The organism is Actinomadura rifamycini DSM 43936 (assembly GCF_000425065.1).
Classification (GTDB): Bacteria; Actinomycetota; Actinomycetes; order Streptosporangiales; family Streptosporangiaceae; genus Spirillospora; species Spirillospora rifamycini.
Window position 1 is genome coordinate 279,862 of sequence record NZ_AULB01000010.1, and the last position, 26,207, is coordinate 306,068.

26 protein-coding genes are annotated in these 26,207 nt (G+C 76.4%); 9 read left to right on the forward strand and 17 right to left on the reverse strand.

The window, feature by feature from the left end:
- Positions 1-216 precede the first annotated feature (216 nt).
- Positions 217-1,638 (forward strand): RNA polymerase sigma factor, encoded by a 1,422-nt coding sequence (locus H505_RS0109995; protein ID WP_026401860.1) that lies wholly within the window; start codon positions 217-219, stop codon positions 1,636-1,638.
- An 82-nt stretch (positions 1,639-1,720) separates the two neighbouring features.
- Here H505_RS0109995 and H505_RS0110000 read toward each other — a convergent pair whose 3' ends face one another.
- The 4 genes from H505_RS0110000 to H505_RS0110015 form a co-directional block, all read right to left on the reverse strand.
- Entirely contained in the window at positions 1,721-2,902 is a 1,182-nt protein-coding gene (locus tag H505_RS0110000; RefSeq protein ID WP_051300494.1) for an esterase-like activity of phytase family protein, read from the reverse strand.
- Positions 2,903-3,066: 164 nt separating this feature from the next.
- Positions 3,067-4,290, reverse strand: coding sequence for a uroporphyrinogen-III synthase (locus H505_RS0110005; protein ID WP_026401862.1), 1,224 nt, complete (start codon positions 4,288-4,290; stop codon positions 3,067-3,069).
- Positions 4,274-4,765: a nitrite reductase small subunit NirD gene (gene nirD / locus H505_RS41015; RefSeq protein WP_084550051.1), complete on the reverse strand. Its 492-nt coding sequence runs from the start codon at positions 4,763-4,765 to the stop codon at positions 4,274-4,276. The genes H505_RS0110005 and nirD overlap by 17 nt, the downstream gene beginning before the upstream one ends.
- 101 nt (positions 4,766-4,866) lie before the next feature.
- Positions 4,867-6,984 carry a molybdopterin oxidoreductase family protein gene (locus H505_RS0110015; protein ID WP_034517327.1) on the reverse strand — a complete coding sequence of 706 codons (2,118 nt, stop codon included), beginning with the start codon at positions 6,982-6,984 and terminating at the stop codon, positions 4,867-4,869.
- 293 nt (positions 6,985-7,277) lie between these two features.
- Between H505_RS0110015 and H505_RS41020 the strand changes: the two genes are divergently transcribed.
- Complete coding sequence (locus tag H505_RS41020) at positions 7,278-7,781, forward strand: NUDIX domain-containing protein (RefSeq protein WP_034517329.1); 504 nt, start codon at positions 7,278-7,280, stop codon at positions 7,779-7,781.
- A gap of 14 nt (positions 7,782-7,795) precedes the next feature.
- Here the strand turns inward: H505_RS41020 and H505_RS0110025 are convergent, their stop codons facing one another.
- The 4 genes from H505_RS0110025 to H505_RS0110040 form a co-directional block, all read right to left on the reverse strand.
- Positions 7,796-8,044 carry a hypothetical protein gene (locus H505_RS0110025; protein WP_026401864.1) on the reverse strand — a complete coding sequence of 83 codons (249 nt, stop codon included), beginning with the start codon at positions 8,042-8,044 and terminating at the stop codon, positions 7,796-7,798.
- A 146-nt stretch (positions 8,045-8,190) separates the two neighbouring features.
- Positions 8,191-9,612 carry an MFS transporter gene (locus H505_RS0110030; RefSeq protein ID WP_341849559.1) on the reverse strand — a complete coding sequence of 474 codons (1,422 nt, stop codon included), beginning with the start codon at positions 9,610-9,612 and terminating at the stop codon, positions 8,191-8,193.
- A 101-nt stretch (positions 9,613-9,713) separates the two neighbouring features.
- Entirely contained in the window at positions 9,714-10,460 is a 747-nt protein-coding gene (locus tag H505_RS41025; RefSeq protein WP_084550053.1) for a maleylpyruvate isomerase N-terminal domain-containing protein, read from the reverse strand.
- Between the two features lie 300 nt (positions 10,461-10,760).
- Complete coding sequence (locus H505_RS0110040) at positions 10,761-11,198, reverse strand: plectin (protein WP_233617482.1); 438 nt, start codon at positions 11,196-11,198, stop codon at positions 10,761-10,763.
- A 250-nt stretch (positions 11,199-11,448) separates the two neighbouring features.
- Between H505_RS0110040 and H505_RS0110045 the strand changes: the two genes are divergently transcribed.
- Positions 11,449-12,018 (forward strand): TetR/AcrR family transcriptional regulator, encoded by a 570-nt coding sequence (locus H505_RS0110045; RefSeq protein WP_026401867.1) that lies wholly within the window; start codon positions 11,449-11,451, stop codon positions 12,016-12,018.
- A 27-nt stretch (positions 12,019-12,045) separates the two neighbouring features.
- Here H505_RS0110045 and H505_RS0110050 read toward each other — a convergent pair whose 3' ends face one another.
- From H505_RS0110050 to H505_RS0110060, 3 genes are read right to left on the reverse strand one after another with little or no spacing between them, the layout of a single operon-like run.
- The gene (locus H505_RS0110050; RefSeq protein WP_084550081.1) at positions 12,046-12,687 is read right to left on the reverse strand and encodes a LutC/YkgG family protein; all 642 of its coding nucleotides are present in this window, start codon (positions 12,685-12,687) and stop codon (positions 12,046-12,048) included.
- Complete coding sequence (locus H505_RS41030; protein ID WP_341849560.1) at positions 12,684-14,174, reverse strand: lactate utilization protein B; 1,491 nt, start codon at positions 14,172-14,174, stop codon at positions 12,684-12,686. The genes H505_RS0110050 and H505_RS41030 overlap by 4 nt, the downstream gene beginning before the upstream one ends.
- On the reverse strand, positions 14,171-14,899 hold the full coding sequence (locus tag H505_RS0110060) for a (Fe-S)-binding protein (RefSeq protein ID WP_026401869.1): 729 nt from the start codon (positions 14,897-14,899) through the stop codon (positions 14,171-14,173). Before H505_RS0110060 ends, H505_RS41030 begins: the two co-directional genes overlap by 4 nt.
- Before the next feature lie 353 nt (positions 14,900-15,252).
- Between H505_RS0110060 and H505_RS0110065 the strand changes: the two genes are divergently transcribed.
- A complete protein-coding gene (locus tag H505_RS0110065) occupies positions 15,253-15,456 on the forward strand; it encodes a DUF5999 family protein (protein WP_026401870.1) in 204 nt (67 codons plus the stop codon).
- 140 nt (positions 15,457-15,596) lie between these two features.
- Here the strand turns inward: H505_RS0110065 and H505_RS0110070 are convergent, their stop codons facing one another.
- Positions 15,597-16,211, reverse strand: coding sequence for an alpha/beta hydrolase family protein (locus H505_RS0110070; protein WP_026401871.1), 615 nt, complete (start codon positions 16,209-16,211; stop codon positions 15,597-15,599).
- A 50-nt stretch (positions 16,212-16,261) separates the two neighbouring features.
- On the opposite strand from H505_RS0110070, the gene H505_RS0110075 reads away from it, so the two are divergent.
- Positions 16,262-16,687, forward strand: coding sequence for a PPOX class F420-dependent oxidoreductase (locus H505_RS0110075; RefSeq protein ID WP_026401872.1), 426 nt, complete (start codon positions 16,262-16,264; stop codon positions 16,685-16,687).
- Between the two features lie 94 nt (positions 16,688-16,781).
- Here the strand turns inward: H505_RS0110075 and H505_RS0110080 are convergent, their stop codons facing one another.
- The gene (locus H505_RS0110080; RefSeq protein WP_026401873.1) at positions 16,782-17,351 is read right to left on the reverse strand and encodes a TetR/AcrR family transcriptional regulator; all 570 of its coding nucleotides are present in this window, start codon (positions 17,349-17,351) and stop codon (positions 16,782-16,784) included.
- 82 nt (positions 17,352-17,433) lie between these two features.
- On the opposite strand from H505_RS0110080, the gene H505_RS0110085 reads away from it, so the two are divergent.
- Positions 17,434-17,829: a nuclear transport factor 2 family protein gene (locus H505_RS0110085; protein WP_026401874.1), complete on the forward strand. Its 396-nt coding sequence runs from the start codon at positions 17,434-17,436 to the stop codon at positions 17,827-17,829.
- A gap of 26 nt (positions 17,830-17,855) precedes the next feature.
- Here the strand turns inward: H505_RS0110085 and H505_RS0110090 are convergent, their stop codons facing one another.
- Complete coding sequence (locus H505_RS0110090; RefSeq protein WP_233617483.1) at positions 17,856-18,650, reverse strand: MBL fold metallo-hydrolase; 795 nt, start codon at positions 18,648-18,650, stop codon at positions 17,856-17,858.
- Positions 18,651-18,719: 69 nt separating this feature from the next.
- On the opposite strand from H505_RS0110090, the gene H505_RS0110095 reads away from it, so the two are divergent.
- Complete coding sequence (locus H505_RS0110095) at positions 18,720-19,472, forward strand: maleylpyruvate isomerase family mycothiol-dependent enzyme (RefSeq protein ID WP_051300495.1); 753 nt, start codon at positions 18,720-18,722, stop codon at positions 19,470-19,472.
- On the opposite strand, the gene H505_RS41035 is transcribed toward H505_RS0110095, so the two are convergent.
- From H505_RS41035 to H505_RS0110110, 3 genes are all read right to left on the reverse strand, one after another.
- Positions 19,469-20,164, reverse strand: coding sequence for a Crp/Fnr family transcriptional regulator (locus H505_RS41035; protein WP_051300496.1), 696 nt, complete (start codon positions 20,162-20,164; stop codon positions 19,469-19,471). The two genes, H505_RS0110095 and H505_RS41035, sit on opposite strands and share 4 nt — an antisense overlap.
- Before the next feature lie 82 nt (positions 20,165-20,246).
- Complete coding sequence (locus tag H505_RS41040; RefSeq protein WP_034517331.1) at positions 20,247-24,122, reverse strand: tetratricopeptide repeat protein; 3,876 nt, start codon at positions 24,120-24,122, stop codon at positions 20,247-20,249.
- 3 nt (positions 24,123-24,125) lie between these two features.
- On the reverse strand, positions 24,126-24,632 hold the full coding sequence (locus H505_RS0110110; protein WP_026401877.1) for a hypothetical protein: 507 nt from the start codon (positions 24,630-24,632) through the stop codon (positions 24,126-24,128).
- A gap of 206 nt (positions 24,633-24,838) precedes the next feature.
- On the opposite strand from H505_RS0110110, the gene H505_RS0110115 reads away from it, so the two are divergent.
- The gene (locus H505_RS0110115) at positions 24,839-25,504 is read left to right on the forward strand and encodes an MBL fold metallo-hydrolase (protein WP_026401878.1); all 666 of its coding nucleotides are present in this window, start codon (positions 24,839-24,841) and stop codon (positions 25,502-25,504) included.
- 163 nt (positions 25,505-25,667) lie between these two features.
- On the forward strand, positions 25,668-26,198 hold the full coding sequence (locus tag H505_RS0110120; protein WP_233617484.1) for an ATP-binding protein: 531 nt from the start codon (positions 25,668-25,670) through the stop codon (positions 26,196-26,198).
- The last annotated feature ends 9 nt before the right edge of the window (positions 26,199-26,207 follow it).

Consider the following 26,207-nt stretch of genomic DNA (forward strand, 5'->3'; position numbering starts at 1 on the left):
CCTAGTAAGGTACGGGGCGGGCGGGCCGCCGGTGTGAGACGGCCCGCACCGGGCACGAAATCCTGTCCGGGGCACCCTCCCGCTCCGCGGCGAGGGCGCCGATCCGGGGCGCCGGGAACAAGGACCCGGTCCCGCGACGTTCCGATAGATGCGCGCGCCACCAGCGAACGACAATCCGCGCCGCATTCACACCACCGAAGGGAGGGGGGCGTCCCCATGCCGCGAACCGCCGCAGAGACCCCGCTCACAGGGGCGACGAGCCCGGCACTCGACGACCTCCTGAAGCGTGGCCGCGCCCAAGGGCGCCTGTCGCTCGACGAGGTCCGGGGGGCCTTCGAATCGGCCGGCATCAGCCCCGCCCAGGGCCGCTCGATCCTGCGCGAGCTCTCCGAGGCCGGCATCAGCCTCGCCGGCGACACCGACGCCGGGCGCAAGGCCGCCGTCCCGGCGGCCGCCCGCGCCGAGGACCGCGCCGCCGAGCACCCGGCCGACCACCCCGCCGGAGCCGACGTCCCCTCCCCCGCCCGCAAGCACACCGCCAAGAAGACCACCGCCGGACGGGCGCGCCCGAAGGCCACCGCCAAGACCGGCGCCAAGACCGGCGCCAAGACCGGCGCCAAAGCGGGCGGAGGCAAGGCCGCCCGCGACGGCGACGGCACCGCCGACGAGGCGTTCGACGTCACCGAGGTCGAGGCCGCCGACACCCCGGCCGACCTGGACGACCAGTCGACCGCGATGGGCGACTCGGTCCACACCTACCTGAAGGCGATCGGCCGCAGGCAGCTGCTGACCGCCGAGCAGGAGGTCGACCTCGCCAAGCGGATCGAGGCCGGGCTGTACGCCGAGCACAAGCTCGAGACCGAGGAGCTGAGCCCGGCGCTGCGCGCCGACCTCGAGTGGGTCGCCGCCGACGGCCGCCGCGCCAAGGCCCACATGCTGGAGGCCAACCTCCGGCTCGTGGTGTCGGTCGCCAAGAAGTACTCCGACCGCGGCCTGTCCCTGCTGGACGTCGTCCAGGAGGGCAACCTCGGGCTGATCCGCGCCGTGGAGAAGTTCGACTACTCCAAGGGCTACAAGTTCTCCACCTACGCCATGTGGTGGATCCGCCAGGCCATCCAGCGCGGCTTCGCCGACTCGGCCCGCACCATCCGGCTGCCGGTGCACGTGCTGGAGATGCTCAGCAAGCTGAGCCGCGTCGAGCGCGACATGCACCAGCGGCTGGGCCGCGAGCCCACCCCCGAGGAACTGGCCGTCGAGCTCGACAAGAGCCCCGAGCAGGTCCGCGAGCTGCTGCGCACCAGCCGCCAGCCGATCAGCCTGGACTCCACCATCGGCGAGGACGGCGAGACCCGCATCGGCGACCTCATCGAGGACACCGACAGCCCCGAGGCGTCCGAGCTGGTGGACCGGCAGCTCATGGCCGACCAGCTGCGCCGCACCCTCGACATCCTGTCGCCGCGCGAGGCCAAGATCATGGCGATGCGGTTCGGGCTGTACGACGGGACGCCGCGGACCCTCGACGAGATCGGCCGCGCGCTCGGGCTGACCCGGGAGCGGATCCGGCAGCTGGAGAAGGAGTCGCTGTCCAAGCTGCGGCACCCCAGCAACGCCCGGCCGCTGCTCGACTTCGCCGTCTGAGCGCCGCCGCGACGGACGGAGGGCCCGCCGGACCACGGTGTCCGGCGGGCCCTCCGCGTTCGCGGGCCGGCGAGCGGGCGGTTCAGCGCCCCCGCACGGCGAACGCCAGGAACTGCGTCACCTCGCGGTCGTCGAAGTTGTCGTCGGAGCCGATCAGCAGCGTCCGCTCCCCCGTCCGCAGGCGCGGCCCCCACGCCATCGCCTCGAGGTTCTGCGCCGGGTCGGCGTACCGGCCGAGGTCGGCGACCAGCCGCTTGGCCACCGGCCGGTACGGGGCGTCGCCGAGCCGGTCGCGCCGCAGGACGTCGGTGGCGCCCCGGACGTCGAACGCGTACAGCCGCACGCGGTAGCCGACGCCCTCCATCCAGGAGCGCTCCAGCGCCAGGTAGCGGTGGTCGTCGATCGCGAGGATCTCCGAGACGCCGCTGTCGGCGTGCCCGTCCGCCGGCACCGGCGCGGCCGGGAGCGGCTCCACCCGGTAGGCGTGCTGGGCGAGCAGGCCGCCGCCGCGGTTCCACAGGGTCAGCCGGACGGCCGCGCCCCGCTCGACGGTCGGCGGGGCGCCGTCCTCGTAGCGCGGGCCCTCGGCCATCGCGGCGAGGCGGTGCGGCGCGACGGCGACGGCCTCGAAGCCGTAGTTGCGGCGCGGCCCGCGGTCCTCGGTGGTCTGCTCGAGGTTCGCCGGGAGCGGGAGGGCGCCGCGGTGCCCCCCGTCCGGCCCCGCCCACTGGACCGACAGGGGCGACAGCGCGATGCCGGGGTGGGCGGCGTCGGGGCGGTCGCCCTCGTTGCCCCACAGCAGCCGGTTCCCGCGCGGGTCGAACCGGATCGCCTCCGGGTCGACCGACCCGGGCTCGCCGAATCCGGGGTAAGGGCTGCCGTCGGGCCGCTTCAGCGTGCGGACGCCGCTGATCCGCACGCCGGAGAACGCGCCGGTGCGCGGGTCGATGTCGACGCGCCCGGTGTAGAAGCGCGCCGGGTCGTAGCGCCACCGGTCGTCGGAGATGAAGTACCAGGTGCCGGTGCGGGGGTCGCGGTCCATGCCCGAGATACCGCCGACGGTCGTCCCCTCGACCTGCATCTTGTGCGGCAGCCGCCGCTCGCCGAGGAACCGCGAGATCCGTACGCCCGCCGCCGCGTCGGCGCTCTGGGCGCCCGCCGCCGGCCGCGGGGCCGGGCCCGCGGCCGCCGCCGGAGCCGCCCCCGCCACGAGCAGCGCGGCCGCCAGCACGGCGCCGCCACGAAGAACCTTCTTGTCGTCCACCCGACCTCCGTCACCATGAGCATCCGAGCGAATGCTTTCCGTGACGTCAGTATCGCCCACCGTCCCCGCCGACGAGAGCTTTTCCGCGACGTGGCGGACCGAAGGCGGGGAGCGAGACGGGACCTCTGGCGGGACGGAGCGGAGGACGGGCGTTCGCGGGCCGCTCAGCCCGCGGGCACCGAGGCGCTCTGGCGGGGGTCGCAGGCGAGCCGGTAGCCGCGCTTGACCACCGTCTCCACGATGCCGGGACGGCCCAGGCCGCGGCGGAGCCGCGCCACCGCCATCTCCACGGCGTGCTCGTCCGCCTGCGGGCGGGCCAGGACGCCCGCGCCGCCGAAACCGGGGACGCCGGCCGCGCCGCCCGCCCCCGAGGCGTCGGCGGCGCGGAGCGGCCGTCCGGGCAGCGCCCCGGACAGCTCCGCCCGCGACACCACGTGCCCGGGGCGCCGCGCGAGCGCCCGCAGGATCGCCATCGGCGCGGGCGCGATCGGGCGCAGCTGCCCGTCCAGGACGACCGCGTGGCCGCGCAGCTCCAGCGCCAGCCCGCGGACCCGCAGCCGGCGCGCCCGCCGGCGGGGCAGGTCCGCGGCCAGGGTCCGCACGAGCGCGCCGAGCCGGGCGCGCTCGGGCTGGACGGTCGGGACGCCGCGGGCGGTCAGCTCCGCCGCCGTGACCGGGCCGACGCACGCCGCGACCAGCGGCCCGCGCATGGCCTCCAGCAGCGGCTCGGCGAGCCCGTCCGCGGCGGCCGCGGCCAGCGTCGCGGCGACCGCCGGGGCGCTGGTGAAGGTGATCGCGTCGACCGTCCCGGCGACGGCCTGCCCGACGAGCCGGTGCAGCGGGGTCGGGTCGTCGGCGGGAGCCCACCGGTACACCGGGACCTCGACGACCTCGGCCCCGGCGGCCCGCAGCGCGCCGGTCAGCTCGGGCTGCGGCTCCCCGTACAGCTGGACGGCGACGCGGGAGCCCGCCAGGTCCTCCGCCAGCAGGTGCCGCAGGACCTCGGCCGTCCCCTCCGACTCGGGCGACCACCGCTCCCGCAGGCCCGCCGACCGGACGGCGCCGCGCGCCTTCGGGCCGCGCGTCAGGAGGGCGGCGCCGCCGAGGCGGGCGACGAGCTCGTCGCGCATCCCCCACCCGTCGGCGGTCTCCAGCCACGCGCGGAACCCGATCCCGGTGGTGACGACGACGTGGTCGAGCGGCGCGGCCAGGCACGCGCGGGTCGCCTCCAGCAGCGCCGTGTCGTCGGCGAGCGGGACCAGCCGGATCGCCGGCGCGAGCACCACCCGGGCCCCGCGCCGCTCCAGCAGCGTCGCGAGCTCCTCCTGGCGGCGGGCCGCGGTCACCCCGACGGCGAACCCGGCCAGCGCGTCACCGACGGTGCTCATCGGGGACCGCCACCTCCACCCGGCCGCCCGCGCGCCGGACGCCGTACGCGGGCAGCGCCACCCGCGGGTCGTCCAGGCAGACGCCGGTGCGCAGGTCGAAGACCTGCTTGTACATCGGCGAGGCCACGGTGGGGACGCCGTCGCGGGTCCCGAGGATGCCGCGCGACAGCACGTGCGCGCCGCTGAACGGGTCCAGGTTCGACAGCGCGTGCAGGTCGCCGTCGAAGGTGCGGAACACCGCCACCTGCGTCCCGCCGACCATCGCGCAGACGCCGCGCTCCGGGATGATGTCGGCGTAGGCGCACACGTCGACCCACCGCCGTTCCGTTCGGGTCTGCGCCGCCGCGTGCTGCGACGACCCGTTGTGCGACGTACCGTTGTGCGACGATCCGTGGTGCGACGTACCGTTCTGTGCCGTGCGGGCGGACTGGGGAGCGCGGGCCTCGGGTGCGAGGGTCGCTTCGGTCGTGCTCATCGTGCGGCAACCTCCTGGCTCTCGATCACTTCCTGGCTCGTGATCGCTTCGATCCTCGGCAGGGGCGGTTTCGCGATTGGGTCCCTTCTGTCACCGGCGTGTTAAAAGACGCTCACGGGGGCCGGGCGGGCGGCGGGCTCCAGCCGCACCGCGCACACCTTGAACTCGGGCATCCTGGACACCGGGTCGAGGGCCGGGTTGGTGAGCAGGTTCGCGCGCCCCTCCCCCGCCCAGTGGAACGGCATGAACACCGTGTCGGCGCGGACCGCCTCGGTGAGCCGCGCGGTCGCGAGCGCCGCGCCGCGGCGGCTGCGGACCCGCACCGCGTCGCCGTCCTCGACGCCCAGGCGTCCGGCCAGGTCGGGGTGCAGTTCGACGAACGGGCCCGGCTCGGCCTCGGCCAGCGCCGGGACGCGCCGGGTCTGCGCGCCCGACTGGTAGTGCGCCAGGACCCGCCCGGTCGTGAGGTACACGGGGTAGTCGGCGTCGACCTCCTCCTCGGGGCCCCGGTGCCCGACCGGGACGAACCGGGCGCGCCCGTCGGGCGTCGGGAACCGGTCCAGGAACGGGCGGGGGGTGCCGGGGTGGTCCGGCGACGGGCACGGCCAGAAGACGCCGCCCTCCCGCTCGATCCGCCCGTAGTCGATGCCGGAGTAGTCGGCGGGGCCGCCCGCGCTCGCGCGGCGCAGCTCGGCGAACACCTCCGCCGGGTCGTCCGGCCAGTCCCCCGGGGCGTCCAGCCGCCGCGCCAGGTCCGCCAGGACGGCCAGGTCGGTGCGGACGCCCTCCGGCGGGGCGAGCGCCCGCCTGCGGCGCAGCACCCGGCCCTCCAGGTTCGTCATCGTCCCGGACTCCTCGGCCCACTGCGCCGCCGGGAGCACCACGTCGGCGCGCGCGGCCGTCTCCGACGGGACGAAGTCGGCGACCACCAGCAGGTCGAGCGCGGCGAGGCGCTCCTCGACGGCCGCGGCGTCCGGGGCCGACACCACCGGGTTCGAGCCGAACAGCAGCAGCGCGCGCGGGCCGGCGGGCCCGCCGAGCGCCGACAGCAGCTCGTGCGCGGACCGTCCGGGGCCGGGCAGGGAGTCGGGATCGACGCCCCACACCCGCGCGACGTGCTCCCGCGCGGCGGGGTCGTCGATGCGCCGGTAGCCGGGGAGCTGGTCGGCCTTCTGCCCGTGCTCGCGGCCGCCCTGCCCGTTGCCCTGCCCGGTGAGGCATCCGTACCCCGACCCGGCGCGGCCCGGCAGCCCGAGCGCCAGCGCGAGGTTGATGAACGCGGTGACGGTGTCGGTGCCGTGGGCGTGCTGCTCGGCGCCCCGCCCGGTGAGGACGTGCGCGCGCTCGGCGCCCGCCAGGAGCCGGACGGCCTCGCGCATCTCCGGGACGGGCACGCCGGTGATCCGCTCGACGCGGTCCGGCCAGTAGGAGTTGACGGCCGTGCGGACGGCGTCGAACCCGGTGGTGCGGGCCGCGATGTAGGCGTGGTCGGCGAGGTTCTCGGCGAGGACCAGGTGCAGCAGCCCGTTGGCGAGCGCCAGGTCGGTGCCCGGGAGCGGCTGCAGGTGCAGGTCGGCCTGCCGGGCGGTGGCGCTGCGGCGCGGATCGACCACGACGAGGGCGCCGCCGCGGTCGCGCATCGCGGTGAGGTGCCGCATGAACGGCGGCATGGTCTCGGCGACGTTCCCGCCGGCCAGCAGGACCGCGCCGGACTCGGCGAGGTCGGTGACCGGACCGGGCAGCCCGCGGTCCATCCCGAACGCGCGCCCGCCCGCCGCCGCGGCCGACGACATGCAGAACCGCCCGTTGTAGTCGATCTGCGAGGTGCCGAGCGCGACCCGGGCGAACTTCCCGAGCGTGTACGCCTTCTCGTTCGTCAGGGACCCGCCGCCGAACACCGCGACGGCGTCCGGCCCGTGCGCGGCCCGCAGCCCGCGCAGCTCCCCCGCGACGCGGTCGAGCGCCTCGTCCCACGTGCACGGCTCCAGCGGCGCGTCCCGTCCCGCGCGCATCAGCGGCGCCGTGAGCCGGTCCGGGACGGTGAGCAGCTCCGCCGACGTCCAGCCCTTGCGGCACAGCCCGCCCTGGTTGGCGGGGACGTCGTCGCGCGGCGTCACCTCGACGGGCGGCGAGGCGGGCGGCGCTCCGGGGGCCGCGAGGCGGAGGGTCATGCCGCACTGCAGGGCGCAGTACGGGCAGTGCGTGGGTGTCCCGATCATGTCGGCGAGCGTGCCCGTGGGCCGTTTCGCGGCCGATTCCCGCAGATGACCGCCGTGTTAAAAGGCATTCACGCAGTGCGCACGGCGGCCGTTCGGCGCCGACCGGAGGCGCGGCGATGGCGGATTCTGACGATCTCGTGTCAAGCGTTGTCGAACGCTGTCATGGCCGTTTCGTCGCCTTTCACCCGATTACCGAACGGATTCGCGGTGACCCCGCGGCGCCCCGGAACGATGCGGCCCCGGCCGCCGACCCCGTCCTGCCGCCCCACCAAGATCGCGCCTAACCTCGGTACATGCCCGACCTTGCCTACTACGCCTCACTGCCGCGCTCCCGCGGCGCCGCGGCGGCCCTGCTCCTGGACGACCTCGGGCGGGTCCTGCTGGTCAAGCCGACCTACAGCGAGGGCTGGTTCCTCCCCGGCGGCGTCATCGAGGCGGACGAGTCCCCCCTGTCGGCCTGCCTGCGCGAATGCGAGGAGGAACTCGGCCTCGTCCCGCGCCTGGACGGCCTGGCCTGCGTCGACTGGGGCTCGCCCCGCGCGGACGGCGTCGACTCGGTCAACGTCTTCGTCTTCGGCGGCTCCATCACCGGCACGGAGGCCGACGCGATCCGGCTGCCGCCCGACGAGCTGTCCGACCACGTCCTGGTCGCGCCGGAGAAGATCCCCGAGCTGGCCCCGCCGCACGTCGCCCGCCGGATGGCGCCCGCGCTGCGCGCCATGGCCGAGGGCCGCGCCGTCTACCTCGAGGACGGCATCGAGCAGCCGTTCGGCACCCCCGCCCTCGGCCGCCGCTGACCGCCGCTCCGGCCTCAGGCCGGAACGGCGTCCTTGATCTGCCTGCCGCGCTCCGGGTCGGCGACCCGCGCGCAGTGGGCGCAGCAGTACCAGTGCCCGTCCACGTCGACGCCGTGCCCCATGATGCGGCACTCGCAGTTCTCGCACACCGGCGCCATCCGGCTCACGGCGCACTCGAACGAGTCGAACGTGTGCACCTGCCCCTGCGCGTGGACCTCGAAGGACATGTCGTAGTCGTTCCCGCAGACCTCGCAGACCGCCATTGCCGTTCCCCTTCCTCCGTCGCGTGGCGTGACGTCCCCCTACCCGCGAACGACGCCCGTACCCGCCGAAGCGCCGGGGGCCGCCCCCCACCCCTGGCGGCGGCCCCCGGCGGGCTCTCAACGGGCCGCGCGCGGCCCCGGCCGGGTCACACCCCGGCCTCCGCCAGGCTCATGTGCCGGTCCCCGAGCCGCACCCGGCGCATGTACACGGCCCAGGTCAGCACCAGGCACAGGCCGTAGAACACCGCGAGCGCGACCAGCGCCGGGGCGATGCCCCCGGTCCGCTCCACCGAGATCCGGAAGGTCTGCTGGATGAGCGCGCCGCCGAGCGCGCCCACGGCGGAGATGAGCCCGATCGCCGCGGCCGCCTCCCGCCGCGCCGCCGCCAGCGCCCGGTCCCGGGCCTCCCGGCCGGCCGCGGCGGTGCGCGCCGCCGCCCGCGTCCGGAAGATCGACGGGATCATCTTGTAGGTCGAGCCGTTCCCGATGCCGGTGGAGGCGAACACCCACAGGAACGCGCCGAGGAACAGCCCCCACGACCCCGTGTTCACGCCGGCCCAGACCGCGACGACGCCCAGCCCCATCCCCAGGAAGTTCCAGAACGTGACGGCCGTCCCGCCGAACCGGTCGGCCATCCAGCCGCCGAGGGGCCGCGCCGCCGACCCGACCAGGGCGCCGATCCAGATGTAGTTGGACGCGTCGACCTCGGGGAACTGGTTCCCGATCAGCACGCCGAACGAGAACGAGTACCCGATGAAAGAGCCGAACGTCGCGATGTACAGCACCGCCATGACGACCGTGTGCGGCCGGGCGGCGATCCGCCCCATCTCCGCCATCGTGTAGGACCGGCTCGCCCCCGCCAGGTTGTCCATGAAGAGGTAGGCCCCGGCGGCCGCCGCCAGGATCAGCGGCATCCACACCCAGCCGACCGCGATGAGGCCGAAGGCGACGATCAGCGGCGGCATCGTCAGCTGCGTGACGCTCACCCCCACGTTGCCGCCCGCCGCGTTCAGCCCCAGCGGCAGCCCCTGCTTCGCCGTCGGGTAGAAGTGCGCGATGTTCGACATCGAGGAGGCGAAGTTGCCGCCGCCGAGCCCGGTCGTCGCGGCGATCAGCAGCAGCGCCCAGAACGGCAGCCCGGGATTGGCGATCGCGAACACGAACAGGCCGCACGGGATCAGCAGCAGCAACCCGCTGACGACCGTCCAGTTGCGCCCGCCGAACCTCGCCGGGCCGAACGTGTACGGGATCCGCAGCAGCGCGCCCACCAGGTTCGGCAGCGTCGTCAGCCAGAGGGTCTGCCCCACCGACAGCGCCGTGCCGTTGTCCGCCAGGTGCAGGACGGCGATGCTCCACAGCAGCCAGACGCAGAACCCGAGGTGCTCGGTGAAGATCGAGAACACCAGGTTGCGGGTGGCGACCCGCCGTCCCGTGCGCTCCCAGAACTCCTCGTCCTCGGGATCCCAGTGATCGATCCACCGGCCGCCCCGCCGCGCCGCCTCCGGCCGCGCGGCGGCCTCGTCGGTCACCGCCGTCATGCTCGGTCCCTCCAGACGTCTCGTGGACACCCGAAGGACGGTAGGAACGGCGGATTACACCGGACGGCGCGGCGCGTGCACGCGCTGCTACATACTCCGCACAACCCCGCCCAGGGGGCTGTGAGGGCGGCTCACCCGGAGCCGGGCCCGCGGGGCGAGCGGACGCGCCGCGCCCGGCCCGGCGCCTGCCGGCCCGTCCGCGCCCGCGCCGCCGCGGCCCCGGGCGTCCCGCCGGTGCGTCCGTCCGGGACGGCGTCGGGCTCCGGCCAGCGCGGCGAGCGGCCCGACGCGCGCAGCACCGCCTCCCACCCCTCGCCCGAGGCCAGCGGCAGGTGCGGGACGCCCCAGTGCCACGCCGACACGAGCAGGTCGGGATCGCGCGGCCGGTAGTCGGTGCCGAGGGCCCGGGCCATGTCCCACGCGTGCAGGTGCCACTCCACGCACGCGGCGCCCGCATGGTCGCCCACGGTGTACTTGGTGCCCCGGTAGATCAGGTGGGTGCGGTCCCACATGTCGGGCATCAGGTCGGCGTACGCGCCCGCCGACACACCGAACGCCATGATCCGGTCGGGGCCCGAGTCGGGCGGCAGCACCGCCAGCTCGGCCGCGTTCTGCCGCGCCTGCTGCCGGATCAGCACGGCCGTCGCGGCCTCCTGGGCGAACAGCTTCGCGAGCCGGCTGTCCGGCGCGTCCTGCAGGTACTCCAGGAAGTTCTCGGCGACGCACCGCAGATGGCCGGCGAGGTCGATCAGCTGCCAGTCCGAGCACGGCGTCGGGACGTCCCAGTCGCCGGCCCGGCCCGCCAGCTCCCGGATCGCCCGCACCCCGTCCTGGTAGGACTCGAGTACGCGGCACCGGTCCGGCGGCGTGCGCTCCACGTGACTTCCCCCCGCGTCCAGAGCACCTGTGCCCTCTCCACCGGGACGTCCTCCCGCCCGCGAACGCGCGGCGGCGGGCGGGTCGCCCCGGTGCTCCCCGAGAGGGCAGACTCTCAAAGTTCGGTGGCCGGTGCCACCCGGTGACGCTGTGTCGCCCCACGTCCGGGCCCCGTCGCCCGCCCCTCCCCCGGGGCGGGCGCCTCCGGACGCGGGCCGACCGCGACCGTGAAAATCTCGACCGTCAGGCCGTACCCGTCAGGCCCGTGCCCGTCAGACCCGTGCCCGTCAGACCCGTGCCCGTCAGACCGCGGCGGTCGGCTGCGTGCGGAAGCCCAGCCGGTGCGCCTCGCGCGCCGTGCGGAGCCGGTCGACCTCGTCGGTCCACGGGCGGACGGACGGCGTCGCCTTCGCCTTCCGCGCCGCGATCTCGGCGGCGCGCTGGGCCTTGGCGTCCTGCGGGTCGGGCGCGTACACCTTCGGGCCCATCGCGGCGCGCTCGGCGGCCTCCGCGGCGGTGAGCGCCTCGGTCAGCGCCCGGTCGAACGCGACGGTCAGCTCCCGCAGCTCCTCCGGCGGGACCGCGCCGCCCTGCGCCTCGCGCAGCGCCCGCTCCGCCTCGTTGGCCGCGGCGAGCCGCTCGGTGTACCCGGCGGCCAACTCCCGGTCGGCCTCGTGCAACTCCGCGACGTCCTTGCTGACCCGGCGGCCCAGCGGCATGGTGCTCTCCCTCAAGCTCACGGTCTTCTGGATCGGTCCGGCCGTCCGGTCCCGCCGATCCGGCCCGTCCGATCGAGGCAAGCGTACGCGGGTGGCGGGCCCGTTGTGACGGGGGACACCGAAGTTCGGTCCTTTACGCAGTAAGGTCAGGGCGGTGGCCGAGGCCGGCACGACAGGGGGACGGCCCCGGGGCGGACATGATCGCCCGACTTTAGGCGCGCCCTGCGGCGTTTCGCCGCCGGGCCGGGCCTTTACGCAGTAAGGTCTGGCCATGGTCCGGCAACCTGCGATCAACGCGCGGAACCGCGCGCCGCTGTCCATCGAGCGCATCATCGAGGCCGCCCTGCACATCGTCGACGGGCAGGGGCTCGGCCGCCTCACCATGCGCCGCCTCGGCGACGCGCTGGAGGTGGAGGCGATGGCGATCTACCACCACCTCCCCCGCGGCAAGGAGCAGCTCCTCGACGGCCTCGTCGCCCACGTCGCCGCCGCGCCCGTCTCGGCGGACGTCCCGGACGGGCGCGCCGGGGACGTCCTGCGCGGCTGGGCGCGCGACTACCGCGCCCGGCTGCTCGAGCACGCCGGCGTCCTGCCCCTGGTCGTCACGCGCCGCAATCCCGCCGCGCTGACCGCGACCGTCGCGTCCCTGCGGGAGGCGCTGCGGCTCGGCGGCACCGCCGAGGACGCCGCCGCCGTCACCGCGCACACCCTGCTCGGCTACGTCATCGGGCACGCCGCGCTCGAGGTGCGCGGCACCGCCGAGGACGGCGCCGACCGCGCGGTGGACTGGGACGCCCGCTTCGACGCGGGACTCGGCGTCGTCCTGGCGGGCGTCCGGTAGGGGTCCGCGGGGGTCCCGGCCGCCGGTTCAGTCCTCGACGACGAGGATCTCCAGGTGGCGGGGGCCGTGCGGCCCCGGCACCCGCACCGACTCGACGTCGCGGGTGGCCGACGGGCCGCTGATCCAGGTCAGCGGGCGCGCCGGGTCGAGCCGCGCGACGACCTCCGGGACCGTCCCGGCGATCTGGTCGGCGTGAACGACGCACAGGTGGTAGTCGGGCACGAGGGTCAGCGCGCGCCGCCCCTGCGCGCGGCCGCCGTCCAGCACGACCGTCCCGGTCCGCGCGACGGCCGCCGCGCAGCCCGTCACGACGCCGTCGGCCGCCGCGAGCGCCTCGGCGTCCAGGGCGGGCGCGTCGGCCAGCGCCCGCACCCCCTCCAGTTCGGCCAGCCACCCGAACGGCAGGTCGGCCGGGACGACGATCTGCTTCGCCTCCCGCCCCCACAGCGCGGCGGCGACGGCGGTGCCGACGTCGTCGGCGGCGACGTGCCGGACCGCGGCGCGGTTCTCGGCGACCCGCTCGGTGAACAGCGCGAGGACGTCCGCGCGGGACGCGGCCTCCTCCCCGGTGAGCCGCCGGTCGTAGCCGCGCGGCACCGGCGGGGCGGTGCCGCGCTCCCCGCCGAGGGCGTCGCGGCCCCGCCGCAGGATCTCGTCGCGGGCGCTCACCGGCGCGCCCACCAGTCGCGGAAGCTCTGCGCGGGCGGCGCCGGCACGTCGCGGGCCTCGGTCCACTTGCCGAGCAGCCCGGGCAGCCGCCGGATGCGGCCGCCGCGCGACAGCAGCCGCGCCCACCGGGTGCCGCGGCGGACCGCGAGGCGGTGGCGGCGGGGGTCCGCCATCGTCCAGGCCAGGCCCCGCATCAGCACCAGCTCCGGCGTGGGGACGGGACGGGCGCGGCGCGACTCCACGACCGCGCCGCGCAGGTGCACCAGGACCTCCGGGATGTCGATCTTCACGGGGCACACGTCGGTGCAGGCGCCGCAGAGCGTGGACGCGAAGGGCAGCGACGCGTTCGCGGCGCTCTCGACGCCGCGCAGCTGCGGGGTGAGCATCGCGCCGACGGGCCCCGGGTACACCGGCCCGTACGGGCCGCCCCCGGTCCGCTCGTAGACGGGGCACACGTCCAGGCACGCCGCGCAGCGGATGCAGCGCAGCGCCGCCCGGCCGACCTCGTCGGCGAGCGCGCCGGTGCGCCCGTTGTCGAGCAGGACGAGGTGGAACGCGCGGGGCCCGTCGCCCGGGTGCACGCCCGTCCACGCCGACACGTACGGGGTCATGCGGTCGCCCGCCGAGGCGCGCGGCAGGAGCTGCAGCAGCACCTCGAGGTCGGTCCAGGACGGGACGACCTTGTCGATGCCCGCGACGGTGATCAGCGTGTCGGGGAGGGTGACGCACATCCGCCCCTCGCCGCCCGACTCGACGAGCACGGCCGTCCCGGTGTCGGCGGCGAGGAACGCCGCGCCGGTGACGGCGGCGCGGGCGCCGGCGAACCGGTCGCGCAGGTGCGTGCGGGCGGCGCCGGCGAGGGCCGCCGGGTCGTCGGACAGCTCCGGCGGGACGCCCGGCAGCGCCCGCAGGAACAGCTCCCGCACCTGCGCGCGGTCGCGGTGCAGCGCCGGGGAGGCCAGGTGCGCCGGAGCCTCCTCCCCCAGCCGGACGATCAGGTCGCCGAGGCCGGTCGCGCGGACGGTGACGCCCGCGCGGGCGAGCGCGTCGGGCAGGCCCGCCTCCCGGACGGTCGCCGACGGGGCCTGCAGGACCTCGCGGGCGCCCGTCTCCCGCACCAGCCCGGTGACGATCCGGCGGGCCTCGGCGGCGTCCACGGCCCAGTGGACCGTGCCACCCGCCTCGGTGACGGCGCGTTCGAGGCGTTCCAGGTGCGTGTCGAGGTCGAGGAGCGCCGCGTCCCGCAGGGCGCGGCCGGCGTCGCGCAGGGCCTCCCAGTCGGCGGGCTCGGCGGCGGCCGCGGCGGCGCGGGCGCGGCCGGCGGCGACCGCCGCGCCCAGGTTGCGCCGCAGCCGGGTGTCGGCGAGCGCGGGCCGCGCCGCGTCGGCGAACCGCGACGCCCGCGCCCCGGCCGCGGGAGCGGCGGGCGCGCCGTGCGCGATCGCCGACGCCAGGGCGTCCGGCGGCTCGGTGCCGGGGGCCGTCACGCGGGCCCCGTCCCGGCGAGGATCTCGGCCAGGTGGGCGACGCGGACGCCGCCGCGCAGCCGCGACAGCGCCCCGCCGATGTGCGCGAGGCAGGAGTTGTCGACGGCGCACACGACGTCGGCGCCGGTGTCGCGGATGTGCCGGATCTTGTCGGCGACCATCGCGACGGACACGTCGGCGTTCTTCATCGCGAACGCGCCCCCGAACCCGCAGCACTCGTCGGCGGCGGGCAGGTCGACCAGTTCCAGGCCGCGCACGGCGCGCAGCAGCCGCTCCGGGCGGTCGGCGACGCCGAGGGCCCGCGCGGACTGGCACGTCGGGTGGTAGGTGACCCGGTGCGGATAGTAGGCGCCGACGTCGGTGACGTCCAGGACGTCCACCAGGAACTCGGTGAGCTCGTACACGGCGAGGGCTTCCGCGGCGTCCGCCAGGCCCGGGTCGCGGACGGTCCGCGCGATCCGGGGGTAGGCGTCCCGGACGGCGGCCGCGCACGAGGCCGACGGCGCGACGACCGCGTCCGCGCCGGCGAAGACCCGGGTGAAGGCGCGGGCGAGGCCGGCGGCCTCCCGCCGGTACCCGGTCGTCCAGTGGAACTGCCCGCAGCAGGTCTGCCCCGGCGGGTGGACGACCTCGTGCCCGAGCCGCTCGAGCAGCACCGTCGCGGCCTTCCCCGTGCCGGGGAACCACGCGTCGTCGTAGCACGCGACGAACAGCGCGACGCGCATACCCGGCCTCCCCCCTCCTTCGGCCCGCTCCCCGGGGGACATCGTAGGGCGCGCGGAGGCCGCCTCCGGCTGAAACGTTCGCATCCGGTGGCCGGAACCGGGCGGGCCGGTGACGGGCGACGGACCTTTTGAAACGTTTGCCGATCTTCGGCGTGTCGTTCTTCATCCGTTATCGAGCGCGGGGGACGCTATGCACGGCACCTCAGGGTGAGGCGGGTCACAAAATGCCCCTGCCCCGGTACCAGAGGACAATCGTCCCAACGGGCTATAGGCGGCAAGGGCGAACCGTTCCACACTGGGGTGCGTCAATTAAGGAAAGTCCACCGACCAGTAGTTGAGACCGGAGGCACGCCATGTGCCCGCACCAGCCGCCCTGTCCCTCGCACGACGCGCCCGACCGCGACGCCGCCCGCACGCTGGCCGCCCACCCCGAGCAGGGGTGGAGCCTGCTGTGCAACGGCGTCGTGCTCTTCGAGGACACCGGTGAGCTGCTGCCCGACGGGGGAGTCATCGCACCGCACCGGCCGACGGACCTGCAGGCATCGCCCGCGGCCTAGGCCGTCCGAGGGCCGGTCGCCACGGGGGGACCGGCCGCACCGATGATCGCTCCGCGGGGGCCCGCGCCACCGCACCGGCCTCTGGGCCCGCCCTCCGGGCCCAGAGGGAACCCTCGCATCCGCCCGAACACCGATTCCGTTCACGGGGAGACGGCGGCCCGCGACGCCGCCCAGCGCCGCAGCCACGGGACCGCCGCCGCCGCGACCGCGGCGGGGTCCTTCTTCAGCTCGTGCCGCTCCCCCGGCAGCACCACCACCCGCGCCGCGTCGGCCGGGTCCGGGACGCCGAACGGGTCCCGGTCGCCGTTCACCACGAGCACCTCCGCGCCCGCCGACCGCAGCTCGTCCGCCCGCGACCGTTCCGGCCTGCGCGGCGGGCGCAGCGGGAACGCGAGCGCCAGCACCCCGGCCGCCCCGGCCGCCCGCGCCGTCCGGCACGCCACCCGGGCGCCGTTGCTGCGGCCGCCCTGCACCAGCGGGACGTCCCCGAACCGCTCCCGCAGCGCCGCGACGATCTCCAGCCACGCCTCGTCCTGCTTCACCGCCGACCCTGGCGCCCGGCGGCCCGCGAGCCGGAACGGCTGCGTCACCCGCGCCACCGCGCCGCCGAGCCCCAGCGCCGCGTCCCGCACCGCCAGCAGGTCCGGGGCGTCCACTCCCCCGTTCGACCCGTGCGTCAGGACCAGCAGGAACGCGGGGCCCGCGGGCTCGTCGAGCGCGGCCTCCGCGGGACCGTGCGCGGTCGTGATCTGCATGCCGCCACCGTAGCGACCGTCCCGATGATCTTGTGAGGCAGACTGGGCGCATGGAGAAGATGACCGACGACGAGTGGCGCGCGTTCGTCACCGCGGGCACCCGCACGGGCAAGTGCGCCGTCACCCGCAAGGACGGCGCCCCGCACGTGACGCCGATCTGGTTCGTGCTCGACGGCGACGACCTGCTGTTCAACACCGGCGCGTCCACCGTCAAGGGGCGCGCGCTGGCCCGCGACCCGCGCCTGTCGGTGTGCGTCGACGACCAGGAGCCGCCGTACTCGTTCGTGCTGCTGCGGGCGGTGGCGACGCTCGTCGAGGATCTGGACGAGATGCGCCGCTGGGCCACCGCGATCGGCGCCCGCTACATGGGCGCGGACCGGGCCGAGGAGTTCGGCGCCCGCAACGCCGTCCCCGGCGAGTACCTCGTGCGCGCCCGGATCACCGGCGTCGTCGCCGAACGCGACGTCGCCCACTAGACCCGCCGGGCCGCCGCCGGCGCGCGGGCCCGCGGGGCGTTCGTCCGGGACGTCCGGTTCCCGGTGGAGAGCGGTGGGGGCGCGGACGCGGCGGTCACTCGGCGGCCGCGGTGCGCGGGCGCAGCGCGTCGACGACCAGGCCCCGGGTGCGGAGCCGGAGTCCGTCGGGCCAGGCGCCGGTGAGGGCGCCCTGCGCGGTGGCCGTCACCAGGGCCATCACCTCGGGCGGCCGGACGTCCGCGCGGACGGCGCCCGCGCGCTGGGCGGCGTCCAGGAGGGCGCCGAACGCGTCCCCGAGGGACGCGATCTGCTCGCCGGGATCGACGGGGACGCCCTCGGCGGCGAGCAGGCCCAGGACGTCGCCGGTCTCGGACGCCGAGTCGACCAGGTACGCGATGTAGTCGAACAGGGCGGTGGCGGGGTCGCCCTCGGCCAGGAGCGCGTCGGCGCGGGCGACCAGCCGGGCGCGGACCTCCTTCATGATCGCGGCGAGCAGGTCGCGCTTGGTCGGGAAGTGGCGGAACACCGTGCCGACGGCGACGCCGGCGCGGGCGGCGACCTCCTCGGTGGAGGCCGCGGCGCCGTGCTCGGCGAACACCGCCTCGGCGGCGGCGAGGATGCGGGCTCGGTTGCGCCGGGCGTCGGCGCGCAGGGGCTTGTCCATGTGCGTGCGGTCCCGTTGACAAGATGAGTGGCGACTCATATTTTCCAAGATGAGTAGCAACTCATCTTAATGGAGGCGGCCCATGACGCCGAGGGATCTGTTCGCGCGGTTCCAGGACAACGTGCTCGCCGGGCGGCCGGGCCTGGACGAGGGCATGCTCGGGGACGGCATCGTGGTCGAGACGCCGTTCTCGCCCGAGGGTCACCGCCGGTTCGAGGGGCGGGACGCGGTGGCGGCCATGCTCGAGGCGGGCCGCGGCCTCCCCGTGGAGTTCGAGGCGTTCCGGCGGGTGGTCGTGCACGAGACCGCCGATCCGGACGTGATCGTCGCCGAGTACGAGCTGGTCGCGCGGATCCCCGCGACGGGACGGCGGGCGGCGGGCGCGTTCGTCCTCGTCCTGCGGGCGCGGGACGGGCGGGTCGCGCACTGGCGCGAGTACCAGGACGTCGGGGCGATGGCCCGGGCCTTCGCCGCCTAGGGCGCCCGGGCCCCCGCCGCCCGGGGTCACTCGTCGTCGAGGGCGTACTCGAGGTAGCGGTCGGCGGAGCGGCGCACGGCGTTCTTGCCGTCGGCGTAGACGATCTTGCGCCACCAGGCCCCGTAGACGCGGTCGAAGTCGTAGGGCTCGAGGAGGCGCAGCGCGCGCCGGACGGTCCGGGGGCGCTCGGGGATGAAGTTCGGGTAGCTGTACATGAAGCTCACCCAGTCGCGGTCGTTGACGACCTGCAGGATGTCGCCGGAGAACAGCGCGCGGGCGTCGCGCCAGTGCAGGACCTGGCCGCCGTCGAAGTGCACGCCCGCGTTGATCAGGGTGACGCCTTCGGCGATCTCGCACGTGTCGCCCGTCCAGAAGACGACGGCGTCGTCGGGGCGGGCGACCCAGCGGCGGTCGGCCTCGTGGATGTACACGGGGGCGCCGAACGCGTGCGCCCACTCGACCATCGTGCCGTAGTAGTGCGGGTGGCTGATCGCGATCGCGTCGACGCCGCCGAGGTCGTTCACCTCGCGGATCACGTCGTTGTCGATGTACGTGACCATGTCCCAGAGCACGTTCCCGGCGGGCGTGCGCAGCAGCAGCGCCCGCTGGCCGATCGCGATGGACGGCTCGGTGCCGATGCCGACGACGTCCAGGCCCTCGTCCTCGATCCGCGCGCGGTGCCCGGCCGCCCCCAGCTCCTCCAGGCTCGTCCAGCGCTGCCCCTCCCAGCCGACGTACTGCCGCTCGTCCTCGCAGATCGGGCAGTCGGGGCGGGGAGCGCCGTACTGGACGCCGCAGGTGACGCAGATCGGGAATTCCATGATCGGCATTGTGAACGGGAGGCGGCCGGGGGTGCAACGCGGCGTGCGGGTGGGCCAGGATGGACGGTCGTGAGCACCTCGGAATTCGCCTTCGACGCCATCGACGCCCTCGACGCGGGCGCGGCGCGCCTCGTCGCCACCCTGTCCGCGCTGGACGAGGCCGGCCTGCGCGCCCCCTCGGCGCTGCCGGGATGGAGCCGCGCGCACGTCGCCACGCACATCGCCCGCAACGCCGACTCGCTCTGCAACCTGCTGGAATGGGCGCGCACCGGCACGGAGATCCCGCAGTACCCCAGCGTGGAGCAGCGCAACGCCGACATCGAAGCCGGCGTCAGGCGGGGGCGCGACGAGATCGTCGAGGACGTGCGCGCCAGTGCCGCCCGGTTCACCGGGCTGGCCCGCGCGCTCCCGGTGGACGCCCGGGACGCGCGGGTGCGGGCGATGGCGGGGTTCGAGCACCCGGCCTGGTACCTGATCCTGCGGCGCTGGCACGAGGTCGAGGCCCACCACGTCGACCTCGCCGCCGGGTACGGGCCCGCCGACTGGCCCGACCGGTACGTCGGGTGGGCGCTGCGCAGCACGCTGGCCGACATGGCGGTGCTGCCCGCCGAGCGGCTCCCCGGCCTGGCCGGGCACCGGATCGTCGTGACGGACCTCGGCGAGGAGGCGGTGCTCGGCGAGGCGACCGGCGCCGAGGCGTCCGGGACGGCCCGCGCGCTGCTCGGCTGGCTGAGCGGGCGGTCGGACGGCGCGGGCGTGGCGGCCCGCGGGGCGCTCCCGGAGCCGCCGCCGTGGCCGCACGCCCCCGCCGGGTTCCGCTAGTCGCGGTCCGCCAGCCGGCGCAGCGCGTCGGCCGACCGGACGACGATCACGTTGCGGGCGACGTCGAGGCCGCCGCGGACGGACTCCGCGGTGAGGATCTGCGCGACCTTGCGGCGGCCCATCCCGGCCCACCGCCCGAGGTCCTGCTGGGACACCGGGAGCCGTACCTCGACGCCCGCGGCGGCCCCGTCCCCGGGGCCGCCGTCCTCGGCGAGCGGGGAGCCGAACCGCGACGTCAGGCGCAGCAGCCGGCCGGCGAGGCGGCGCTCGGGGTCGTCGGGGAAGTGCGCGACGCGGAGCTCGTCGGCGTCGCGGAGCCGTTCGGCGAGGACGGCCGCGACCGCCCAGACCGTCCCGGGGTGGGCGTCCAGGACGCGGCGGAACCGGTCGGCGGTCAGCCTGGTCGCCTCCACCGCGGTGAGCGCCTCGGCGTTGGCGTGCCGGACGCCGCCGTCGACGGCCTCCAGCTCGCCGACGAGGTCGCCCGGCCCGAGCACGTCCAGGATCGCGACGTCGCCCGCGCGGTCCACCCACACCTTCACGGCGCCGCGGTGCAGGACGAAGACCTGGGACGTGTGGGTGTGCTCGCGCACGAGGAACGCCCCCGGCTTCATCATCACGGTCGTCCCCTCGCGCCGCAGCGCCTCCCGGGCGCGCTCGGGCAGCGCGTCCCAGAAGCGGGTGAGCTCCATGTCGCCTCCTCGCGGGACCCGGCGGGGTCACGGGTCCCGGACCCAGTCAACGCCGCGATGCGGCACGAGTCAGCGTCTTCCGTCACATCTCCAGGGATCGGTCCGATTCGAGCCACTTGTCGAGGGCGCGGACGCGGCGGGCGCAGTCGGCGGCGGCGTCCGCGTCGCCGAGCGCCCGGTACGACGCGGCCTGCAGCCGGAGCGCCTCGCGCCGCCCCGGATGGTCGTCCATGTCGCGGCGGATGGCGATCTCGGCGTCGAAGTGCGCGGCCGCCCGCGCGTGCTCGCCGCGCAGCTGCGACGCGCGCGCCATCGCGTGCAGCGCGTACGCCTGCTCGCGGGCGTCGCCGAGCTCGGCCGCGAGGTCCAGCGCCCGCCGCGCCGTCTCGAGGGCGTCGTCGGCGCGGCCGAGGTCCAGGTGGACGGCGGCGAGGTGCACCAGCGCGGTTCCCTCGGCGTACCGGTCGCCCGCCTCGCCGATGAGCCGCAGCGCCTCCAGGCCGACGCGCAGGGCGTCGTGCGGGCGGCCGCTGCGGCGCAGCACCAGCGCGAGGGTGTCGGTGCCGACGCCGAGCCCGTGCCGGTCGCCGGCGGCGCGGCGGATGCCCAGCGCCTGCTGCGCGGCCCGCTCGGCGTCCTCCGGCAGCCCGAGCCGCAGGTAGGTGCGGGCGAGGCTGCCGAGCGTGCCGGCCAGCCTGCCGCGGGCGCCGAGCCGGTGCCACAGGTCGAGGGCCTCCAGGCCGAGGACGAACGCCTCCTGCGGGCGCCCGAGGCGGCGCATCACCACCGACAGCTGCTCCAGGTCGTTGGCCTCGCCGTGCCGGTCGCCGATCTCCCGGCGCACCTCGAGCGCGTGCAGCAGGTGCTCGCGGGCCTCCCGGTGGCGGCCGTGCCGCAGGTGGACGACGCCGATCTGCGCGAGCGTCTCGGCCTCGCCGTGCCGGTCGCCGACGTCGCGGTGCAGGCGCAGGGCGTCCCCGCAGTAGGTGAACGCCTCCGCGAACCGCGCCGCGTCGCACGTCAGCATCCCGAGGGTGGTGAGCGCGCGCGCCTCCCCGTGGCGCGCGCCCAGTGCGCGGTACGTGCGCAGGGCCTGTTCGGCGTCCTGCATGGCCAGGTCGCGCTGGCCGAGGGAGGCGTGCATGCGCGCCAGGAGGGTGAGCGCCTGCGCCGCGCCGAGCTGGTCGGCTTGTTCTTGGCGGATGTAAAGGGCCTCCAGGGCGTACAGGACGGCGTCCCGGACGTTCCCCCAGCGGCGGTGGACCCTCGCCAGGGTGAACAGGGTTCCCGCCACGCCGGGCATGTCGCCGATGCGCCTGCGTATGGCGAGCGCCCGGTCCGCGTGTTCGAGGGCCCGTTCGTGGTCGGAAAGCCCCACGTGCGCGCGGGCGAGCGTGTCGTGCGCCTGGGCGACGCCCGCGTCGTCTCCGAGCTCGCCGTGGGCGGCGAGGGCGCAGCGGGCGTGGTCGATGGCGGTCGGGTACCGGCCCAGGGCGGCGTGCACGTCGGCGAGCGTCGCCAGGGTCGCGGCCTCCCCGTACCGGTCGGGCGGGTCGACGGCGCGGAACCCGCGCCGCGCGTCCTCCCCGTACCCGACGGCCTGCTGGGCGCGGTCGAGCTCGACGTGCGCGACGGCGAGGTCGTGCAGCATGACGGCGGCGGCCGCCCAGTCCTCCTCGGCGCGCGCCGCGCGCAGGCCGGCCTGCAGGACCGCGACGTTGTCCTCGCCGTACCGACGGAGACGCTGGAAGTCGAACAGGGCGTCGGCGAGTTCCCAGCACGTCCGGTGCAGGCCGAGCCGGGCCGCCTGGTGCACGGCCGCGACGAGGTTGCGCCGCTCGGCCTCGAACCAGGCGAGCCCGGCGGCCCGCGCGTCCCGGTCGGGAGCCGGTCGGGACGCCCGCACCCGGGCGCCCGCGGCCGGGCCCGGCGCCGCGGCGGGGCGGGCGGGGGCCCCGAGCCGCCCCCCCGCCGCCCGCGCCCCCGCCAGGTACGCGGCCAGCAGCCGCCGCTGCGCGGCCTGCAGGTCGCTGTCGTCGTCCTCGACGAGCGCGCGCCCCCGCGCGAACTCGCGGAGCAGGTCGTGCATCCGGTAGCGGCCGGGCGCGGTGTCCCGGACCAGGTACGCCTGCCGCAGGCCCTCCAGGCAGTCGCGCGCCCCGTCCTCGGTCCGGCCCATGAGGGCGGCGAGGGCCGCGGCGGTGAAGTCGGGCCCGGCGACGAGCCCGAGCCTGCGGAACGCCTCCCGCTGGTCGGGGCCCAGCCCCCGGTAGGCCACCTCGAAGGTCGGGCTCAGGACGCCCTGGAGCGCGCCGCCCGGAGCCGCCGGGCCCCGGACGCCGTCCCGGGCGCCCCCGCCGGACGTGCCGGGCGCGGTCTCCTCGTCGTGCGCCGTCAGCTCCCGGACCGTCTCCGCGATGGACTCGTCCGGGTTCTCGGCGAGCCGGCCCGCCATCACCGCCAGGGCCAGCGGCAGCCGGCCGCACTCGCGGGCCAGCCGGGCGAGCGGCCGCCGCTCCCCCCGCACCCGCGGGTCGTCCGGCCCGAGCACGCCCGCGATCAGGTCCTCGGCCTCCTGCGCCGCCAGTTCCCGCAGCTCCAGCGTGCGGACGTCCGTGCCGCGCAGCAGCGGCGGGAGCCGGCGGCGGCTCGTCACGATCACCAGGCCGGACGCCGCCGCCGACAGCAGCGGGCCCACCTGCTCGGGACCGGCGGCGTTGTCGAGGATCAGCAGCATCCGGCGGTCGGCCAGCAGCGACCGGCACTGCGCCGCCAGGCCCGCCTCGGTGCGCGGCAGTTGGTCGCCGGGGACGCCCGCCGCGCGCAGCACCTGCCCCATCGCCTCACCGGGCGTGGCGGGGGCGCGGGACGTCCCGCGCAGATCGGTGAACAGGATCCCGTCGGGGAACCGCCCGGCCGTCCGGTGCGCCCAGTGCAGCGCCAGCGCCGTCTTGCCGACCCCGGCCATGCCCTGGACGACGACCGCGCGCGGCCACTCGGCCTGCGCGACGAGCATGTCGAGCTTGCGCAGGCTGACGTCGCGGCCGGTGAAGAAGGGGTTGTCCGCGGGGAGCCCCGCCAGGTCGGGCCGCGCACCGGACGGCTCCAGCCGCACGGGTTCGCGCGCGGCGAGCCCGCCGGGCTCCGGCGGCGCGGGGGCGTGCTCGACGGCCGGCCACTCGTCGCCCCAGGGGCTGGCGGCGCGGCGCAGCCGCTCCGGATCCAGGACGATCAGCGGGCGGGGGCGCCGGTCCAGGATGCCCTTGGCGCGCCACAGCCGGAACCAGCGGACGAGCGTCTCGCGGGAGATCCCCGCCCAGTTCGCCAGCTCGGCCTGGCTGAGCCGCAGCGGGACCTCCAGCCCGCGCGAGGTGCGCTCCCCGAACCGGTGGACCAGCTCGAGCAGGTGGTAGGCGAGGCGCTGCGGATGGTCGGCGGCGCGCACGGCGTGCCGGCGGCCGCCGTAGGTGACGGTCTGCGAGACGGCGTGCATCATCGCCTCGGCGACCCGCGGGTTGGCGGCCAGCAGGCGGCGGAACGTGCGGCGCTCCACCCGGAGCGCCACGACGTGGTCGAGCGCGGCGACCGTCCCGCGCTGGGGGTGCCCCCACGGGCCGAGGACGCCGACGAGGTCGCCGGGCCCGAACAGGTCGATGATCGACTGGTCGCCCTCGCTGGAGTCGACGAACTCCTTGGCGACGGCGTTGCCCGCCGCCCGCGGCACCTCCTTGAACAGGACGTACACCGCGGGGGCCGCCACGCCCTGGTGGCACAGCGTCCCCCGCGGCGGGACGGTCGTGGTGCGGCCCATCGCCCGCAGGGCCTGCCGGTCCGCGGGCGCGAGCCGCGCCCAGAAGCTGCCCGGGCGCACGCCGTGCCCCGGATCATGGCCCGGGTCCGGGTCCGCGCCGTGATCCGGGCCGGGCGCGAGCGGGTGCTCGAGAGGATGCTCCAGCACGGGTCACCCGCCGCCCGCCGCCGCCGCGAGCGACCAGAACAGGAACAGCACCGCGGTCGTCACGGCCCATGCGACCGCCCGCCAGGACAGCTCGCCGCAGCGGTGCGCGGCCGACAGCAGCCGCCGCAGCTCCCGGTCGCGGACCGCCGCGTCGAGCGCGGCGGCCGACGCGAACGTCGTCCACGGCACCGCCGGGTCGACCGGCGCGCCGGTGCGGCCGCGGACCTCGCCGAGCACCGCCACCAGCGTCCGGCGGGACCGGACGGTGAACGCCGCCGAGGCCGCGAACGCCCCGGCGAGCACGGGGAGCAGCGCCAGCGCGGCGGGGCCGGGCGGCCCGGCCGTCAGGCGCGTGGCGGTGCCGACCAGCACCAGGGTGAGCAGCACCGCCGCGATCGCGGCGTCCTGCCCGCAGAGCCGGACCAGCGCGCACGCCTGCCCGAGGAGGTCCTCGGGCGGCTCCGGGCGCGGTCCGGGACGTGACGCGGCGACCCGCCGATCCACCTGCATCGTCCCACCGTCCTCGCGGTCGAACCTGATCTGCCAATCACCATGGTGCGGCCGCGGCCGGAACTTTTCCGCCCACCGGCGCACACTGCGGCTGAGTCACGTGACGCAGACCCGCCGCGCCCGCGCGGCCCGGCCGGACCGCGCCCGCCGCGCCCGATGGTGGAAGATGGTCGTCCGGCATCGAACGCGGCCATCGAGGAGGACCCATGACCTACACGGGGAACGTCGAGCCCGGCGGGCGGCCCGACGTCCGGGAACTGCCGGGCCTGACGGTCACGAAGGTCTCGGTGGGCCCGTACGACAACAACGCCTACCTGCTGCGCTGCACCGCCACGGGCGAGCGGCTGCTGATCGACGCGGCCAACGAGGCGTCCCGGCTGCTGGAGCTGGTCGGCGACGGCCCGCTCGCCCGGATCGTCACCACCCACCGGCACCAGGACCACTGGATGGCGCTGAGCGAGGTGGCGCGGGCGACCGGCGCGCCCGTCGCCGCGCACCCCCGCGACGCCGAGGCGCTGCCCGAGCCCGTCGCCGAGCCCGTCGAGGACGGCGACACCGTCCGGGTCGGACGCGCCGCGCTCGAGGTGATCCACCTGCGCGGGCACACGCCCGGCTCGATCGCGCTGCTGTACGACGCGGGCGGGGAGCTCGCCGACCGGCCGCACCTGTTCACCGGGGACAGCCTGTTCCCCGGCGGCGTCGGCAACACCTGGGGCGACCCGACGCTGTTCGAGCAGCTCCTCGGCGACGTGGAGGAGCGGCTGTTCGCGCGGCTCCCGGACGCCACCTGGTTCTATCCGGGGCACGGCAAGGACTCGACGCTCGGCCGCGAGCGCCCCGCGCTGCCGGAGTGGCGCGCCCGCGGCTGGTGACCGCCCCCGCGCGCACGGCCGCACCCGGCCGCCGTCCCGTCCGGAACAACCGGCGGGGAGTGTTCGTTTCTCAAGGCACACTTCCGGCGGCCAGGAGAACGACATCCACGACATCGACGAGGTCGATCCGGGCCCGGCGCTGCACTACCCGGCCGGTTCCCTCGTGCTCGTCGCCGGCCTGCCCGGCGCCGGCAAGAGCACGCTGCTGAACCGGCTCTACGGCCTGCGCGGAGACGAGACCGCACCGGTGCCCGCGGGTGACGTGCTGGTGATCGACTCGGGGCAGGCCCGCAACTGGTGGGCGCGTCGGCTGCGTCCGCTGCCCGCGGTCCTGCGCACCCCGCTGATCCACACCACGCACGTGTGGCGGATCGGCCGGGCCGTGCTGCGCGGCCGCGGCGTCGTCGCGCACACCCGCGGCACCTGGCCGCACATCCTGCACCTGTTCGCGTGGATGGCGCGGCTGCACGGCGGCGGCGTCCACCTGATCCTCATCGACGTCGACCCGGAGACGGCGCGGGCCGGGCAGTTCGCCCGCGGCCGCGTGGTCACCCGCACGACGTTCCAGCGGCACTGCCGCCGCTGGCGGCCGCTGCTCGACAGCGCCCGCGGCGGCACGGTCCCGCCCGCCGCCGGGGTCACCGTCCTCGACCGCGACACCGCCGACAAGCTGCAGGTCATCCGCTTCCACTGAGCCCGCGCC